We start from the raw sequence: 16,104 nt of genomic DNA, 5'->3' as shown, positions 1-16,104 counted from the left end.
ATTACTTGACAGGATTTACAGGATCAACACGACGAATTGACAGCAGTTTGAAGGCATTGCATGGCAAGCCCTCATGCTGAGAATCCTGTCGATCCTGTCCAAGTTCTTCGACCTTGGCGCTCCTGGTGTCTTGGCGGTTCCCTTACCGGGAGCGTACGCGCTCGGTGCGCATCGTCGCCGACGAGGTCAGCGTGCGGCCGCGCGTGAAACGGGGGACGACCCAGCCGTTGCTGTCGAGCGGGATGGTGACCGTGACCGTCACCGAGTCGGTTTCGGGCGTGATCGTGCCGGGGTTGAAGTTCACCGAGGCGCCGCGGGCGCCGACGATTGTCAGGAGACGATTCGCCTCGGTGCGGGCCTGGGCCGTCGTCGCACCGGGGACGATCGCGACGCGGGCCGCCTCGTAAGCGGCGTTGTCGGCCGTGTGGCGGAGCACGTTGAGCCGTGTGAACTCGAACATCGACATGATGACGAGGAAGAACGCCGGCGCGACCAGCGCGAACTCGACAGTCGTCGCGCCCATCCGTCGCTTGCGGCCCCAGCGGCGCCCCAATGCGGAGCGGGAACCCGGTGCGGAGCGGGAACCCAGCGCGGAGCGGCGACGGCCAGCGGCCTTCGTCATTCGGGTTTCGTCATTCGTCATTGAGTCTTTCGTCAACATGGCTCAGTCCGTGACCAGCACCGGGAGGGTGCGGGCGATGTCGCGGAAGGCGCTGGAAAGGTCGCCGGACGTGTCGGCGTGGAAGCTGCGGCCGCCGGCCGAGTTCGCGATCGCCCGCATGCGGTTGATGTCGGCCGCGGGGCTGAACGTGACGGTGTGGATGGTAATGCCTGCGGCGCGCGCGGAAGGAACCATAGACTCGGGCGACACGCCCGTGTTGTGGCGTCCGTCGGTCATCAGGATGATGGTTTTGATGGCGTAGGGTCGGGCGTCTTCGAGTGCCGAGATGCCCTCACGCAGCCCTTCGCCGATCGCCGTGCCGCCGCCAATGCCGTTGGTCATGAAGTCGTCCATCGACGACGTGATGCGGTTGTAGTTGAATGTCAAAGCACGGTCGGTGTTTGCTGTGTCGTAGCGGAGCCGACCCCTGTCGCATCGTGTGTTGAAGCTGCTGCTATAGCTGACCAGGGCGACCTGCTCGTTAGGGATCGTCAGCTCCAACTCGTTCAAGAACACGCCGATGGCGGAGTTGAGCGCGGCGAAGCGGGTTCGTGATCCCATCGGGCCGCAGTTCTGGCCGTTGGCGTCGTAGGGGATGCTGATGTCGAGGCCCATCGAGCCCGAGCGGTCGATCACGATGGCGATGTCACGGTCAAGCACCGTGGAGGTCGCGGTCAGCCGCGGCTCGAATTCTTCCGAGCCGAGCATCGACCCGAAGAACAGGTTGACGCCGCCGTCGGCAGAACTGGCGGTGCGGAGCCCTTGGACACGCACCGCATTGACAGGCGAACCGCCGACGCTGAAAGCGAAGCGGGCGTTCGGGTTGGCTTGGGTCGATTGACCAAACGTCACGTCGGCGGGGTCAACCGTAAGCGGCGTGCCCGCGACCGTGTTCCGCGCGGCGGCTTGGACGGCGGCGGTGCGGGCCAGCGCTTCGCTCTGACGCAGCGACAGCGTCTTGGCCCCGGCGCGCGAGGCCGAGTCGGTGGCGGTCCGCAGTTCGGTCCGCACCAGTTGCATCCAGGCGAGGTCGATGGCGAACGCGGCCATCAGCACGAACACCGGCATCAGCACGGCGACGAGCACGAGGATCGCGCCCCGGCGACGCGGTTGAGGGCGGCGTGATCGACGGCGGTAGACGAGGGGGGGACGCACGTGGTCGTTCCTAGAGGTTCTCTCTCATGAAGGAGGCCGTCGCCGTCAGCGTACGACCCCCGAAGAAGTTGAGCGGCAGGATGCGGTTGGCGTTGGTTGGTGCGCTGACGCGGATATCGAAGAACTCGCCCTCGGCGATCGACTCCAGCGGCCTGGGGGCAATCTCGACCGAGCCGCCCGCGATGCGGCGCTCGGTGAGGATTGCTTCGGCAGCCACGCGGGCCTGGGCCGACGTCGCGCCAGGGGCGAGCGCGGCGTGCCCCCCTTCGTAGGCGGCGACGGCGAGCGTCTGCTTCAGGAAGATCATCGAGCAACACTCGATGGTCCCCAGCAGCAACAGCATGAGCACGGGAAGGCACACGGCAAACTCAGTCGCCGCGACGCCACGTCGCGCTGGTCGGTTGGGATGGAACACGGCGGCTGGTCTCTTCGCGGAGGCTACTGGCGCCACGACAGGCTGCTACTGCAGGCTGCAATTACGGGCTGCCACTACAGGCTGGTGGTGGAGGGCGGTTGGTGGTCCGGCTTGGCGGAGGGATCGAAACGATCGATCACCCGGTTGAAGTCGGCCGCGACCTCTTGCCAAAAGTCTCCGCGTCGAAGCTGTATCTTGGCGGGCCTCTCGCCCGAGGCGAGCGACTTCGCCGCGTTCTTGAACCGCAGCATCGGTCCCGTGAAGCGGTTGCTGAGACGCACCGCATCGAACACAAAAATCGGCGCCAGGCAGACGAGCACCAGCAGCGCCGGCCCGTAGTCGCTGGTCATCCGTTGGAAGTGCGTCGTGGCCGGAGTGAACGGGTCGCTGAGCCAGTTCATACCGAAGATCAACATCGCCGCCGCGATGATGAAAATCGCCCAGTGCAGCACGAGCCGCCGCGCGAGCGCGCCCTGCACTTCGGGATCGATGTACGTTCTTCGGCGGGCGTTCATGCCTAGCGGCTCCTGCAAGCGCGGACCGGGCGCCGGAATACCTCTCGGCGCCTACGGCAAACCTACGTCATGCCCTGGCTTGGGACGTGGGGCGATGAATGAACGCCAAGCGTTCAGCCCCGCATAACCGTCACGAGCGGCGCCGCCGTCGGTTGTGAGACCCGCAATCCGCAAGCGAGCCGGCTGCGTCAGTGGTCGGAGTCGAGCGCCGGTCGCTGGTAAGGGCGTGTTGGCGCACACGGGGCGCTGACGCTGACGGCTCGGCTCGACCGTCGCTGGCGCCGGTAACGACGCGGTTGCACTCAACCCAGCGGTAGTTCCGCGAAGTTCTTCAACACCCGTAAGCCCGCCGTTTGGCTCTTCTCGGGGTGGAACTGCGTGGCGAAGAGATTGCCGCGCCAAACGCTCGAACAGAACGGACCGCCGTAATCGGTCTCGGTGGCGATGACCGACGGGTCGTCGTTCACGACGTGGTACGAGTGCACGAAGTAGAAGTACGCGCCCTCTTCGATGCCCTCGAAGATCGGCGGGCGGTGGACGAACCGCACCTGGTTCCAGCCCATGTGTGGGACCTTCAGCTCGGCGGGCACTTCGAAGCGCACCACCTTGCCGGGCAGCACGCCGAGGCCGCGGTGCTCGCCGTCCTCGTAGCTCCAGTCGTAGAGCATCTGCAGCCCCAGGCAGATGCCCAGGAACGGCTTGCCCGAAGCGATGAAGTCCTTGAGCGGGCCTTCGAGCCCCTGCGTCCGCACCGCGGCGAGCGCGTCCGCCGAGGCGCCGACGCCCGGCAGGATGACCCGCTCGGCGCGGGCGACGTCGGCCGGGTCGGACGTGATCGTCGCCGCGTGCCCCACCTTCTCCAGCGCCTTCTGCACGCTGCGGAGATTGGCCATTCCGTAATCGACGATCGCGAGCAAGGGAGGCGGTGAGGCTTGAGGCGGCGGGTTTGAGGGTAACGCTGCGGGGCGTCAACAAAGGGCCCCTATTCTCGCCCGGGGTTCGCCTGGTGACCAGATGCCGGGCGTACCGTGGTTGGCGGTTGGTCGTACGATCTACTCCGCTTCCTGACGGGCGCGGCTCAAAGAAGCCAACTAAATTGAGCCGCGCCCGTCAGGAAGCGGAGTGACAAAGCAGGAGAAAGCGAACGCCAAGGTCCACCCAGCGGACGCTACCTAGCGGCGACGGACCGTCTCGGGATACACCACCAACTCAAGCCGGCGGTTCTTCTGCCGGCCCGCTTCGGTGGCGTTGGAGACCAGCGGGTGGTTGGCGCCTTGGCCAACGGTGAAGAGCTGGGCGGCCGGCACCCCTGTGCGCCGCAGGGCGTCGTAAGCCGCTGTCGCTTGGGCGACCGACAGGTGCTGGGCCGTGGGGAACTGGGCCGAGGCGCTGGGCGCCCCGTCCGTGTGGCCCTCGACGCCGATCATGTGGCCCGGGTAGGCCTCCATTAGCTGCGTGGCGACGTTCGTCACAAGTCGCTCGCCGGTCGGCTGTAGTTGGGCCGTGTTGGTGTAGAAGACTTGGTCCGCGGGGAGCGCGACGCGGATCACGTCGCCATCCTGGCGGATATCGACGCCTGTCAGGCCGCGGAGCTGGATCGGTTGCAGCAGCGAGCTGTTCGGCGCGAAGCCGATCGTCTTCGTCTGTGCCTGAGTCGAAGCGAGCAGCTCTTGCGTGCGGTTTTGTAGCTGGGTGTTGTCGCTCTGCGTCGAGGCGAGCCGCTCGGCCGTGGCGCGAAGCTGGTCCTGCGTGGCGGTCACTTGGTCGCCGAGCAATTGCACCTGTTGACGCGACTGGGCCAAGAGCGACTCGAGCTCTTGGTTGTCGCGGTCGAGCTGATCGGCGCGGCGTTGCAGGTCTTGCTCACGCTGCGCGATCTGCTGCTGCTGGTCGTAGGTGAGCGTCACCGGTTGGGGCTGACCGGGCGCTGTGCCGTTGGGCCGGAACACAACCCGACCGCATCCCGTTGCGAACAACAGGCAGAGGCACAGGCAGGGAACCGAGTATCGAGCCATGACGCTTGGCAGGGGGCCGGCGGCAGCAGTTGCTCTTACAAGCGGCGGGAGACTAGCAACCACTCGCCGAGGGGCCAAGAGAGCTTGGGGAGGGGCTGAGGAACTAAGGGGCTGAGGGAAGACGCTGCTACCACTCCCCCTCAGCCCCTCAGCCCCTTAACCCCTAGCCCCTGACGCGAAGCGTCGGATGTAATTGCGGCGGCCCCACATCGGGGCGTGCGGTTCCCAGCCCATTCGCCGCAAGATACGGTCTGAGAGGCGGCGGTTGGCGGCGTCGCAGACGATGGCCCGGCAGCCTTTGAGGACGGCGATCTCGTCCAGGACCGTCAACGCCGCTCGGAACGTCTTGTAGCTGGCGCCAGCGGTGCAGGCGGCGTAACGCAACGCCAGAAAATCTTCGCAGCCGCAGGGCTGGTTGTAGTAGAGCCGGCAGCGGTCCGCCGGTCCTGGGGGGCGCCAATCGTCGCCCAACGGCCACAACTCCCGCAGCGAAAGCAGGTGCGGCCAGGGACGCAGCGTGACGCTCACCAGCTCACCGCCACGCGTCTCGATCACACCGTACCGCCGACGACAGAGCGCGTCCGCGCCGGCGGTGAGGTCGGTGATGGTTTCGAGCAGGGGCATGTTGGCGAAACGAAGTGGAGCTGTGGGAGGGGTCTCCAGACCCCGATTACGGTAGGCATTCCGAAACGGCGCGGTGCGCGTAATCGGGGTCTGGAGACCCCTCCCACAAGAAACTACTCGTCGCCCCAATCTTCGCTCATACCGAGCACCCTAATCTTGAATTGCCGCCAGATCGCCAGCAGGACGCCGAGCATCACTAGGCACACAATCAGCACCACCGGCAGGACCGTCCCCATGCCGAAGAGGGCCTCGCTCCGCGGCCAGACAACGGCCCACAGGCAGACGACGCCCCCGGTCGCCAGGCAGAGGTAGGGGCCGTAGGGGATCTCGTCGTCGCGCTTGAGGATCAGCTGCGCCACCGCGATCAGCACGGCGGCGAACGGCGCCAAGAAGAACACCAACAGCCCCGCCTGCCAGCCGACGAACGCGCCGATCATCATCATCAGCGTCACGTCGCCGAAACCCATCGCCTCGCGTTGAAGCGCGAGCGAGCCGACGATCCGCACGGCCCAAACCATGCCGCCGGTGACGACCATCCCCACCAGCGCCGTCAGCAGTCCGCGCCACGCGTCGCCGCCGGTAAACCACGTCGCCGTGATCCACAGCACGCCGAGCAATAGAATCTCGCGCAGCGGCCGCCGCAGAAGCTCTCGGCCAACACGCCGCAGCATCACCGCAAAACCGAAGCCGACGCCCTTACGCGTGCGCCAGAACCGGGGCGTCAACGCGAAGCACCAGACGACGAAGCAGCCGAGTCCCAATAGCAGCGAACGGTGATTGTTCGGTCCACCTTCCAGCGATCGCGGCCAATCGTTCGGCGCCGCAAGGTGCGTGGGTTCGAGCCAAGTCGGTACGCGCCAACTCAATCCGAAGGAGCCGACGAGCTGTCCGCCGCCGGGCTCCTCGAGTGCGACACCCATAACAGGCCGCTGAGGGCGGTCCTCGACGTTTGGCAAGAGCCCGATCGGTAGCAACGTCGCGAGCAACAGTCCGATCAGCGTGCCCGGCACAGTGATTTCGTCGGGGATTGTCTTCTCGTCGAGATCGATAAGCGACGCAACCAGCATCAACCACGCCAGCACAGCGTGAAAAGCAAATGTCGCCCATAACCAAGCTGTCGGCGCCTCAATCGCTAACGAACCAACTTGCTTCGCGACGAGACCCTGCGCGCCGACCTCCCACCAACAGAGCCACGCCAGCGCCGAGGCGAACAACAGCTCGACCACCATCGGCCGCACCCAGAAGCCGCGACCGAGCAGACCGGAGTCACGTCGCAGCCGCAGCCAACCGACGATCGGCAACCGATCAAGCCAGCCACGCGGCGCGACGCCCTCGGGAGTCGGTTGCCACGGCGAGAAGCGGCGGCGGTTCCACGCCCATTCGTAGGTCGCCGCGTTAGCGAGCGAAGCCGCTGCCGCCGCAACAACAAAGACGACGGCTAGAGCTAGGTTCATTTTTAACCGCCAAGACGCCAAGAGCGCCAAGGATCGCCAGGGATAGATTTTTTAGACGGGATCGACAGGATTTACAGGATGAGTTGAAGTCAAAGCCATCCCGTCGATCCAGCTAATCCACTCTGACACTTTTTCTTGGCGACCCTTGGCGCTCTTGGCGTCTTGGCGGTTCACTTCACTTGGAAGTGGCCCACGATCTCGTCGGCGATCGCCTCGGGCGCCCGGCCATCGACGTCGATCGCAACCGTAGCACACTCTCGGTAGATCGGCTCGCGGACGGCCAACACGCGCTCGACTTCTTCGAGGCCCGCAAGACCGGTCAAGCTAGGTCGGCGGCTGGCGGTGGTCGCGTCGCCGGCGATCCGGGCCGCGAGCGTCGCCGCCGGCGCGGTGAGGTAGACGACCTGCCCCGCAGCTGTCATCCGCCGTCGCGAAGCCTCACGCAGCACGGCGCCGCCGCCGAGGGCGATCACCGTCTTGTCGCGGTTGCAGAGCGACGCGACGACCCGCTCTTCGAGGTCGCGGAACGCCGGCTCGCCGTCCTCGGCAAACATCGCGGCGATCGACTTCCCCGCCTCGCGTTCGACCTCGTCGTCGGAATCGATGGACGCCCAGCCAAGCCGTTCCGCTAAGAGCCTCGCGACAGTGCTCTTGCCGCTGCCGCGATAGCCGATGAGGAAGAGGCGGTGCATAAAGCGTTTGCGGTCGGTTGCGTCGCGCGTGGCGCGCCGTGGGCTGCCGCCCTCGGCTGAGGCCTCATTCCAATCCAATCCGTAAATCCCTCAGCCCCTAACCCCCAACCCCTAGCCCCTGCCTAGTACTTCACCGGTCCGATGATCCGCTTCAGCGTCTCGCGCATCACATCGAACGGCGGATCATCCCCCGTGAACAACAGGTACTGCAGCGACGCTTGGCGGATGAACATCTCGACGCCCGTCACCACGCGGCAGCCGTGGTCGCGGGCTTCTTTCACCAGCAGCGTCGATTCGGGGTTGTACACGGTGTCGAACACCACCATCGACGGGCGCAGGTGGGCCTTGCCGTAGGGGGACTCATCGACGTTGGGGTGCATGCCGATCGGCGTGCCGTTGACCAGCACGTCGACGTCGGGGTTGTGTCGGGCGGCCCACTCGATCGCCCGCGCGCCGAACTCCTTGGCGAGTGTCTCGGCCCGCGCCTTGGTGCGGCTCGAAATCGTCACCTGCGCGCCGCGCTTCTGCAAGCCGTAAAGAACGGCCCGCGACACGCCCCCGGCGCCGAGCACCATCACCCGCTTGCCAGTCAGCGGGCTGGCCGCGCCGGCGATCGCTTCTTCGTTCGGGCCGCGCAAGCCGTGCTCCAGCGCGTCCATCGCCCCCTTGTAGTCGGTGTTGTAGCCGACGACCTGATCGTCACGGATCACGACGGTGTTGACCGCGGCGATCCCCTTGGCGGCCGGATCGACCTTCGTCAGGTGGGCGGCGATCGCTTCCTTGTGCGGGATCGTCACCGACAGCCCCCGCAGCCCCAGCCGCGGCGCGTCTTCCATGAACTCGCCCAACGAGTCCGGCGGCACCCGGAACGGCACGTACACCGCGTTCACTTCGTGCGCGCGGAACGCCGCGTTGTGGATGTGCGGGCTGAGGCTGTGCGCTACCGGGTCGGCCACGACGCCGTAGACGGCCGTCTCGGGGCCGATCTTCTCGTAATTGTAGACCTCGCTCATCTGCTGGAACGACAGCTGCCCCGGCGCGAGGGTGCGTTCGTGGTGGAACGTCGCGTACGTGAAGGGCGCCCCGAATCGCGCGCCGAGGATCCGCGACGGCGTGCCGATGTCCCCCATGCACATGCCGACGGTCGGCACCGTCGCGTTCTTCACCAGCTCGAGCATCCGCACGTTGTCTCGCGGGCGCTGGGCCATGGTGGCGATCTTCACCACGTCGGCGTCCATCGCCGCCATCCGCGCATGAAGCTCTTCGAGGTCGTCCGGCGTGTGGCGGAAGTTGTGGTAGCTGACGATCCGCTTGGTCTTGCCGTACCGCGGGATCTTGTCGGCGATGTCCTCTTCGATATCGACGTAATCCGCGCCGAGGACGATCGCCTCGCGGATCGCCTTCATCCGCTGCTCCTCGGAGCCCGCGTACTTGCCGCCGTCCTCTTCACGCCGGTAGGTGACGATCACCGGCGTCGGCCGGTCGGTCAGCAGACGGCCGAGGTTCACGCGCGAGCTGATGTAGTCCAAGCGCAGCTCGACCAGCTTCGCACCCTGCTCGGCGAGGTGCTTGTGCTCCGCCAGCATGTGCTTGTGCCGGCTGCGGCCGATCGAGACGCAGATCATGGGGGAGGGGTGAGGGGTTAGGGACGGGGAACGAGGGAAGAACGATTGCGGATTGGAGATTTCGGATTACGGATTCTTTGGAGGAGACCTCAGCCGAGGGCGGCAGCCCACGGCGCAGCGCAACCCAGCCCCCCATTCTGTCTACCGCAGCGCCCCATCGCCACCCGCCACCAAAACTCCCCCGTCCCTTAGCCCCTCGTCCGCAGGGCGTCAGCCCCCTCAAATCCTCTGAAAACGCCGGTCCAGCTCTTCCCGCGTGAAAACCAGCGACGTGGGCCGGCCGTGGGGGCAGTGGTGGTGGTTCTCCGTCGCGGGGCGGGCGGCGAGCAGGGCGGCGATTTCTTCGTCGCTCAAGGGGTCGCCGTACTTGACCGCCGCTTTGCAGCTCATGGTGTGCAGCAGCTCGTCGAGCACGTCGCGGGCGTCGGGCGCCTTGCCGGCCTCCGAAGCGAGCTGGGCGGCTAGGTCCCGCAGCGTCTCACCCGGCGTCAGCCGCCGCAGCATGGCCGGGAACGAGTGCACCAGCACCGTGTCGCCGCCAAAGGCGCGCACATCGAGGCCGACCGACAACAGCAGCTCGCGCGCGTCGAGTACCGCCGCCGCCTCGGCTGGCGACAGGTCCACCGGCTCGGGCACCAGCAGCTTCTGCGTTTCTAAGGGCCCCGCAAGCACGCGCGTGCGGAGTTGCTCGTACAGCACCCGCTCGTGCAGCGCGTGCTGGTCGATCACCTCCATCCCCGCGTCGGTCTCGACGATCAGATAGCGGTTATGGAGCTGCAACGCACGGACCGGAGCAGCATTGTCGTCGCTTTCCGAGTATGCGTGAGCCGCGTCGTCCCCGACCGCGGCGCGCATCGGGACCGACTCCCCCTCCGCCGCGGTCGGGGACGACGCGGCTCTCGGGCCCATGAAGCGGTGCATCGACAGCGACTCGCCCCCCGAGGGGAACGGCCGAAAGGCGGGGACGCTGCCGCCCGATGTGTGCCGCGCGTACGACATCGGCGCCGAGTCATCGAAACGCCGTTGCCGTTCGCCGAGTTCGTTCTTCGCCCAATCCACCAGCCCGCTTGTCGCATCGCCGACGGCGTCGTCCTCGTCGTTGCCGATGTGGTTGCTCGCCCCCACACGCAAGTCCGACGACAAGAACCGCGACCGCAGCGTCCCGAGCAGTTGGCTATAGAGCGGCCCCGAGTCGGCGAACCGCACCTCGAGCTTCTGCGGATGCACGTTCACGTCCACCAGCGCCGGCGGCATTTCGAGACGCAAGAAGCAGATCGGCTTGCGGCCCGTAAGGATCAGCCCGCGGTACGCCTCGCCGAGTGCGTGCTGCAGCGAGCGGTCGCGGATCGCCCGGCCGTTCACCAGCAGGTACTGCATCCGCGTGTGCGTGCGGGTCTCCTTCGGGTCGGCGACAAACCCCGACAGCCGCACCAGCCCCTCGGTCCGCTCGTCACGGCTCTCAACGGCGATCAGCGCCGCCGACAAGTCTTCACCGAAGAGCGCGGCGATGCGGTCCCGCCACGCCCGGTCTTCGCCTTCCTCCGGCGGAGCGGGGCAGGGGGGGAGGTCGTGCAACAGGCGGCCGTTGTGGCTCAGCGTGAAGTGCCGCGACGGGTGCGCCAGGGCCACCCGCGCGAACGCCTCGCTGACGTGCCCCGCCTCGGTCTGGGCGGTGCGCAAGAACTTGCGGCGCACCGGCGTGTTGAAGAACAGGTCGCGGACCTCGACGGTCGTCCCCACGGGGCACCCGGCGGGCGAAATGTCGGCCGTCGCCGAGCCCGACATCACCAGCTCCGCCCCGTCGCACCCTTCCTGCCGACTACGGATCACCAGCCGGCTTACCGAGGCGATCGACGCCAGCGCCTCGCCGCGGAACCCCAGCGTGCCGACGCGGAACAGCTCCTCCGCCGAGGCGATCTTGCTGGTGGCGTGGTTGGTGACGGCCAGATGTAGCTCGTCCGCGCCGATGCCGCAACCATTATCAACGATCCGCACCAGCCCCGCGCCACCTTCTTCGATGGCGACATCGATCCGCGTCGCCCCCGAATCGACGGCGTTCTCCAGCAGCTCCTTCACCACACTCGCCGGCCGCTCCACCACCTCGCCCGCGGCGATCTGGTTGACGACGAGCTGGGGTAAGGGGCGGATCGTGGGCATCGTCATCCTTGCGATGAGAATGACGAAGCCCGAATGACGAATGACGAACCTGTCGGAGGGTACTAGCCGCTACAAGCAGCTTCGTCATTCGTCATTCGGATTTCGTCATTCAGCAGTTTAGTTCAGTCCGTACTCTTTAATCTTCCGATACAGCGTCCGCTCGCCGATGCCGAGCATCGTGGCGGCTTCTTCGCGGTTGCCGGCGGTGACCTTGAGCGTCTCGGCGATGAACAGGCCTTCGATGTCGGCCATGCTCTTGCCCACGAGTTCGGCGAGCGAGCCGCCTGTCGTGATCGGCGCCGCCGCTGTGTCGTCGCCGCCGTAGCCGCCGGTGAACTGTTCCGGCAAGTCGTCCAGGTCCAGCACGCCGTCGAGGTCCACGACGACCATGCTCTCGATCGCGTTCTTCAGCTCGCGCACGTTGCCGGGCCACTCGTAAGCGAGCAACCGCCGCCGCGCGGCCGGAGCGACGCTCTTCACCTTCTTGAAGTGCCGCTTGCTGTGCAGCTTGAGGAAGTGCTCGATCAGTAGCGGGATGTCCTCGCGTCGCTCCGCCAGCCGCGGCAGCCGCACCGTCACTACCTTGAGGCGGTGGTAGAGGTCCTCGCGGAACGTCCCGGCGGCAATCGCCGCTTCGAGGTCGCGGTTGGTGGCCGACAGGATCCGCACGTCGACCTTCTTTGCCTCATTGGACCCAACGCGGGTGATCTCGCCGCTCTCCAGCACCCGCAGCAGCTTGATCTGTGTCGCGGGGGGCATGTCGCCGACCTCGTCGAGGAACAGCGTGCCGCCGTCGGCGTACTCGAACTTGCCGACCCGGTCGTGCGACGCGTCGGTGAACGCGCCTTTGATGTGGCCGAACAGCTCGCTCTCGAGGATGTTCTCCGAAAGCGCGCCGCAGTTGAGGGCGACGAAGGGCCGTGTCTTCCGCGGGCTGTTCTGGTGGATCGCCTGGGCCACCAGCTCCTTGCCGCAGCCCGTGTCCCCTTGGATCAGCACGGTGGCGTCGGTCGGCGCGATCCGGCTGAGCCGTTCGATGACGCTGCGCATCGCCTCGGACTCGCCGATCACCCCCTCGAAGCCGAACTTCTCATCGAGCCGCTTCCGCAGCTCGGCGTTCGCGCGGCGCAGGTGCTGGCTGCGGGCGGCGTTGTCGACCACCGCGCGGAGCTGCCCGAGGTCGAGCGGCTTCAGCAGGTAGTTGAACGCCCCGCGACGCATCGCCTCGACGGCCGACTCGATCGTGCCGTGGCCAGTGACGAGGATCACCTCCGCCTCGGGGAGCCGCTGCCGAGCCTCGGCGAGGACCTCCAGGCCACCGGCGCCGCCGGGCATCACGAGGTCCGTAACGACGATCTCGTAGCCCCCTTTCTCCATCCGCTCGACGGCGGCCTTCCCCGACAGGGCCGTGTCGCAGGCGTAGCCGATCTTGCCGAGCGACTCCGCCATCGCCTCGGCGTGGCCCTCGTCGTTATCGACCACCAAGACCCGGATCGGCGGTCCAGCGGCGGCGCGGGTGGTGGGGGTGGGCATACCGGAAAGTATGAAGTGGGAAGTGGAAAGTCGGAAGGTCCTCAGCCGAGCCGTGAGCGGCCGACCGTCCCGAGCCGTTACTAGCGTGGCCGGCGAAAGCACAGCGGAAGCCCAGACGGCCGCCACGCTTGATGGTGTCGGGAGGCAACCCGCGAGCAGCACGGCGGCGCACAGACGACTCAACACGCGACACCCCCAGGGGAAGAAACGCAATGACGTCGTAATAGTGCTCGGCAACCCTCTAAAGGATTCAAGAATCTTGAAGAAAACAGGGAAAGCGGAAAGGGGGCATCAAAGCGAGTGAAGTCGAGCGAATCGCTTGGGCAAGCGATCGAACCTTCCACTTTCCCCTTTCCGCATTCCCCTTTCAAAAACGCTCACTAACGGTCGCGGCTCGGCCCCCAACTTCCCACTTCAAGTGATCGTATCGACAATCCCCCCATCGACCCGCATCGCCGCGCCGCTGGTCGCGCTCGCCAAGTCCGAGCACAGGTACGCCACGAGCGACGCCACTTCTTCGGCGGTTGCGAAGCGCTGGATCAGCGACGTCGGGCGGTTCTTGGGAACGAAGTCGCTCTTCATCTGCTCCTCGCTGACTCCCTCGGCGTCGGCCATCTCGCGGACGAACTCCTCGACGCCATCGGTCCAGGTCGGGCCCGGCAGGACGCTGTTCACGGTGACGCCCGTGCCGCTGAGCGTCTTCGCGAGGCCGCGGGCCACGGCGAGTTGGGCCGTCTTCGTCATGCCGTAGTGGACCATCTCCACGGGGATGTTGAGGGCCGATTCGCTGGCGATGAACAGCACACGCCCCCAGCCGCGGTCACGCATCGCGGGCGCAAGCAGCCGACTCATCCGCACGCCGCTCATCACGTTGACCCGGAACAGCCGTTCCCACTCGTCGTCGGGGATCTCGAAGAACGGCTGCGGCGTGAAGACCCCCGCATTGTTGACAAGGATATCGACATCGCCGAGCGCCAGCGCCGCCGCGGCGACCTGCTCAGCCCCTTCACCCGTCGACACATCGCCCGCAACCGGCCGCGCGTCGCCAAACGCCTTCAACTTCTCCGCCGCCGCGGTGGTGCGAGATTCGTCACGGCCATTGACCAGAACTGTCGCCCCTTCTCGAAGCAGCGTCTCGGCGATCGACGCGCCGATGCCGAGGGTCGAACCAGTCACCAAGGCCGTACGGCCCTTGAGTTTGAGATCCATGAGAGAGACTCACGAGAGGAAGGTGGGACGTTGGCGTAGCGACGCGGTTTACGGTGGGAACGCTTCTACGCTCCAGAGTGAGCAGAGGTTCGTATCCGAGCCGCGACCGTCAGGGAGCGACCAGACACTAGACCACGGGTGAGCGGTTCGGGTCCGTAAAGGGATAGACGCCCTCTTGCTTCAACAAGTCAATCAGGGCGTCACCGCCATTTTCTTGCTTGTATTCAAACTCGCTGGGAAAAATCTCGATAACGGCGAGCAATCCAAAGGTTTGATTGTCACCCAAATCGAACTTTGCAAACTCGTCGAAGATTACCAAGGGGTAATCGGATTCGCTCTCATCGACCTTCGGAACCGCGCTAGTTTCATATGGATTCAGAGTCGCCTGCTCGCTGTAACGCGCTAACGCATTCATAAAGATGTCGAGTCGTCGATAGATTCGACCCGAGGTTGTCTCAAGATTGCCAGCGTCTTCACCGGTGAATGGTGGACGCATGAATCCAACCATCTCATAGGTCGTGAGTCTGTCATTCGATGACCCCTGATCTGGCAAGAGCGACAATTCCTTCGTCGCCATCGCCGTGCCGGTTTGGAACGACCTGTAAAAGTACTGATCAAGCCTTCCACCAACATCGTATGGGATAATGGCGTGCATTACCCAATCTTCAGGCTTGCCAAGTACTGATGCCATGAGCTCAGACTTACGTTCGTACCATGCGTCCACCTCGGCGCCTTCCGAATCGTTAACGTTGTCTGTCATCGCATGATCTCGAATACAAGGCGGTCTTTGGTAGCTGAACGGTTTGGTCCGTCCCTGACGGTCGCGGCTCGGACACAATCACCATCTTCTACACATCATCTGCGCTCATCCGCGTCCATCGGCGGCTCTTTACCAGAACCACTAGAAGCCTTCGGCAGCCGCGCCACCGCCGGCAGCTCGATCGCGAACCGCGTCCCGCGTCCTAGCTCGCTCTGCACGCTGATCGCGCCGCCGTGGGCTTCGATGATCTTCATCGTTGTCGGCAGGCCCAGGCCGCTGCCGCCGGGCTTGGTGCTGAAGAACGCCTCGAACATCTTGCTCGCGGTCGCGTCGTCCATGCCCAGGCCCGTGTCGGTCAGGTAGACCGCCGCCCGATCGCCCAGGGCCCGCGTCTGCACGACGATCTGCCCGCCGTCGGGCATCGCCTGCACCGCGTTCAAGAGCAGATTCACCAGCGCCCCGCGGAACGCCTCGCGGTCGAGCCGCACCGTCGGCAGGTCGGGGTCGAGGTAGGGGACGATCTCCACCCCCGCGCGCTCGCACTCGGGCTCGAAGAAGTCGAGCGCCTCGGCGATCTCGATGTTGAGGTCGCGCGGCGTGAGATCGACGCGCCGCACCTTGGCGTAGTTGAGGAAGTCCTCGAGCAGGTCTTGCAGCCGCGTGCACTCACGCTGCACCGCCGCGATCCGCTTGGCGACCCGCTTCTGCTGCGGAGAGAGCAGGGCTTCATCCTCAACGTCTTCGGGGAGCACGTCTTCGGCGAGCAGCTGCATGTTGAGCCGGATCGTCGACAGCGGGTTCTTGATCTCGTGCGCAAGCCCCCCGGCGAGCCGAGCGATCTCGGCGTACTGGTCCATCAGCCGCTGGACCGTCTCGTCGGTGGTGGGGTCGCTCATGGGACTTATTTAACCGCCAAGACGCCAGGAGCGCCAGGGATCGCCAAGAGTCAATTCTAGGGGTTGACGTAGCGCGGACCCCAAAACCAGATATCAAGTGAAGATCGATCGAGCGCCTTCAAGTTGCGGCGAGATATACCCGAGCACTCTGGATCGACTGCGAAGTCTTCATGCCCTTGAAGCCACTTTTCAAACGCCTGGCACAAAGCGTCTGCGCCATGCGATGTAACAGTCACGGTCACCGAACCCTTAGAAGTGGATTCGACGTGCATAACGGCCAAATCGTCTGTTGGTTTCATCCACCGGAGCTGAAGCGAACTGACCGATTGCGGTCGATCACAAGCCTCGAACGACAGTAAGCATCGCGTTTGTGTTTCGGAAAGCTCGGCTACC

General features: G+C 65.5%; 15 protein-coding genes. All 15 read right to left on the bottom strand.

From position 1 onward, the window contains the following. Positions 1–142 precede the first annotated feature (142 nt). The 15 genes from Spa11_RS15620 to Spa11_RS15550 all read right to left on the bottom strand — a co-directional run bounded on the left by Spa11_RS15620 (position 143) and on the right by Spa11_RS15550 (position 15,711). Entirely contained in the window at positions 143–622 is a 480-nt protein-coding gene (locus Spa11_RS15620; RefSeq protein WP_231932970.1) for a TadE/TadG family type IV pilus assembly protein, read from the bottom strand. Positions 623–664: 42 nt separating this feature from the next. Next, a complete protein-coding gene (locus tag Spa11_RS15615) occupies positions 665–1,816 on the bottom strand; it encodes a vWA domain-containing protein (RefSeq protein WP_145113910.1) in 1,152 nt (383 codons plus the stop codon). A gap of 10 nt (positions 1,817–1,826) precedes the next feature. Then, positions 1,827–2,231, bottom strand: coding sequence for a TadE/TadG family type IV pilus assembly protein (locus Spa11_RS15610; RefSeq protein ID WP_231932968.1), 405 nt, complete (start codon positions 2,229–2,231; stop codon positions 1,827–1,829). Positions 2,232–2,305: 74 nt separating this feature from the next. Next, positions 2,306–2,746, bottom strand: coding sequence for a hypothetical protein (locus tag Spa11_RS15605; RefSeq protein ID WP_145113906.1), 441 nt, complete (start codon positions 2,744–2,746; stop codon positions 2,306–2,308). Between the two features lie 302 nt (positions 2,747–3,048). Next, entirely contained in the window at positions 3,049–3,663 is a 615-nt protein-coding gene (hisH, locus tag Spa11_RS15600) for an imidazole glycerol phosphate synthase subunit HisH (RefSeq protein WP_145113904.1), read from the bottom strand. 255 nt (positions 3,664–3,918) lie between these two features. Beyond that, on the bottom strand, positions 3,919–4,761 hold the full coding sequence (locus Spa11_RS15595) for an OmpA/MotB family protein (RefSeq protein ID WP_145113902.1): 843 nt from the start codon (positions 4,759–4,761) through the stop codon (positions 3,919–3,921). A 156-nt stretch (positions 4,762–4,917) separates the two neighbouring features. Next, entirely contained in the window at positions 4,918–5,385 is a 468-nt protein-coding gene (locus Spa11_RS15590; RefSeq protein ID WP_145113899.1) for a hypothetical protein, read from the bottom strand. 113 nt (positions 5,386–5,498) lie between these two features. Further along, complete coding sequence (locus tag Spa11_RS15585; RefSeq protein ID WP_145113897.1) at positions 5,499–6,839, bottom strand: prepilin peptidase; 1,341 nt, start codon at positions 6,837–6,839, stop codon at positions 5,499–5,501. A 170-nt stretch (positions 6,840–7,009) separates the two neighbouring features. Beyond that, complete coding sequence (locus tag Spa11_RS15580; protein ID WP_145113895.1) at positions 7,010–7,531, bottom strand: shikimate kinase; 522 nt, start codon at positions 7,529–7,531, stop codon at positions 7,010–7,012. Between the two features lie 122 nt (positions 7,532–7,653). Beyond that, entirely contained in the window at positions 7,654–9,156 is a 1,503-nt protein-coding gene (gene aroE, locus Spa11_RS15575; RefSeq protein ID WP_145113893.1) for a shikimate dehydrogenase, read from the bottom strand. A 219-nt stretch (positions 9,157–9,375) separates the two neighbouring features. Then, on the bottom strand, positions 9,376–11,313 hold the full coding sequence (gene mutL, locus Spa11_RS15570) for a DNA mismatch repair endonuclease MutL (RefSeq protein ID WP_145113891.1): 1,938 nt from the start codon (positions 11,311–11,313) through the stop codon (positions 9,376–9,378). Between the two features lie 117 nt (positions 11,314–11,430). Then, the gene (locus tag Spa11_RS15565; RefSeq protein ID WP_145113889.1) at positions 11,431–12,846 is read right to left on the bottom strand and encodes a sigma-54-dependent transcriptional regulator; all 1,416 of its coding nucleotides are present in this window, start codon (positions 12,844–12,846) and stop codon (positions 11,431–11,433) included. A gap of 414 nt (positions 12,847–13,260) precedes the next feature. After that, positions 13,261–14,055, bottom strand: coding sequence for an SDR family NAD(P)-dependent oxidoreductase (locus Spa11_RS15560; RefSeq protein WP_145113887.1), 795 nt, complete (start codon positions 14,053–14,055; stop codon positions 13,261–13,263). Positions 14,056–14,182: 127 nt separating this feature from the next. Continuing rightward, positions 14,183–14,815 (bottom strand): suppressor of fused domain protein, encoded by a 633-nt coding sequence (locus Spa11_RS15555; RefSeq protein ID WP_145113885.1) that lies wholly within the window; start codon positions 14,813–14,815, stop codon positions 14,183–14,185. Between the two features lie 95 nt (positions 14,816–14,910). Beyond that, positions 14,911–15,711: a two-component system sensor histidine kinase NtrB gene (locus tag Spa11_RS15550; RefSeq protein WP_145113883.1), complete on the bottom strand. Its 801-nt coding sequence runs from the start codon at positions 15,709–15,711 to the stop codon at positions 14,911–14,913. Between the last annotated feature and the right edge of the window lie 393 nt (positions 15,712–16,104).

This window comes from Botrimarina mediterranea, from assembly GCF_007753265.1.
Taxonomy (GTDB): domain Bacteria; phylum Planctomycetota; class Planctomycetia; order Pirellulales; family Lacipirellulaceae; genus Botrimarina; species Botrimarina mediterranea.
The sequence above is the reverse complement of the archived record's forward strand: the minus strand, read 5'-3'. Positions and strand labels throughout refer to the sequence as shown.

Excerpts from the sequence above, each read along its gene's own strand:
- Spa11_RS15620 (WP_231932970.1), bottom strand. The coding sequence starts at position 622 with ATGACGAAGGCCGCTGGCCGTCGCCGCTCCGCGCTGGGTTCCCGCTCC.
- Spa11_RS15605 (WP_145113906.1), bottom strand. The coding sequence starts at position 2,746 with ATGAACGCCCGCCGAAGAACGTACATCGATCCCGAAGTGCAGGGCGCG.
- Spa11_RS15595 (WP_145113902.1), bottom strand. The coding sequence starts at position 4,761 with ATGGCTCGATACTCGGTTCCCTGCCTGTGCCTCTGCCTGTTGTTCGCA.
- Spa11_RS15590 (WP_145113899.1), bottom strand. The coding sequence starts at position 5,385 with ATGCCCCTGCTCGAAACCATCACCGACCTCACCGCCGGCGCGGACGCG.
- Spa11_RS15585 (WP_145113897.1), bottom strand. The coding sequence starts at position 6,839 with ATGAACCTAGCTCTAGCCGTCGTCTTTGTTGTTGCGGCGGCAGCGGCT.
- Spa11_RS15580 (WP_145113895.1), bottom strand. The coding sequence starts at position 7,531 with ATGCACCGCCTCTTCCTCATCGGCTATCGCGGCAGCGGCAAGAGCACT.
- aroE (WP_145113893.1), bottom strand. The coding sequence starts at position 9,156 with ATGATCTGCGTCTCGATCGGCCGCAGCCGGCACAAGCACATGCTGGCG.
- mutL (WP_145113891.1), bottom strand. The coding sequence starts at position 11,313 with ATGCCCACGATCCGCCCCTTACCCCAGCTCGTCGTCAACCAGATCGCC.
- Spa11_RS15565 (WP_145113889.1), bottom strand. The coding sequence starts at position 12,846 with ATGCCCACCCCCACCACCCGCGCCGCCGCTGGACCGCCGATCCGGGTC.
- Spa11_RS15560 (WP_145113887.1), bottom strand. The coding sequence starts at position 14,055 with ATGGATCTCAAACTCAAGGGCCGTACGGCCTTGGTGACTGGTTCGACC.
- Spa11_RS15555 (WP_145113885.1), bottom strand. The coding sequence starts at position 14,815 with ATGACAGACAACGTTAACGATTCGGAAGGCGCCGAGGTGGACGCATGG.
- Spa11_RS15550 (WP_145113883.1), bottom strand. The coding sequence starts at position 15,711 with ATGAGCGACCCCACCACCGACGAGACGGTCCAGCGGCTGATGGACCAG.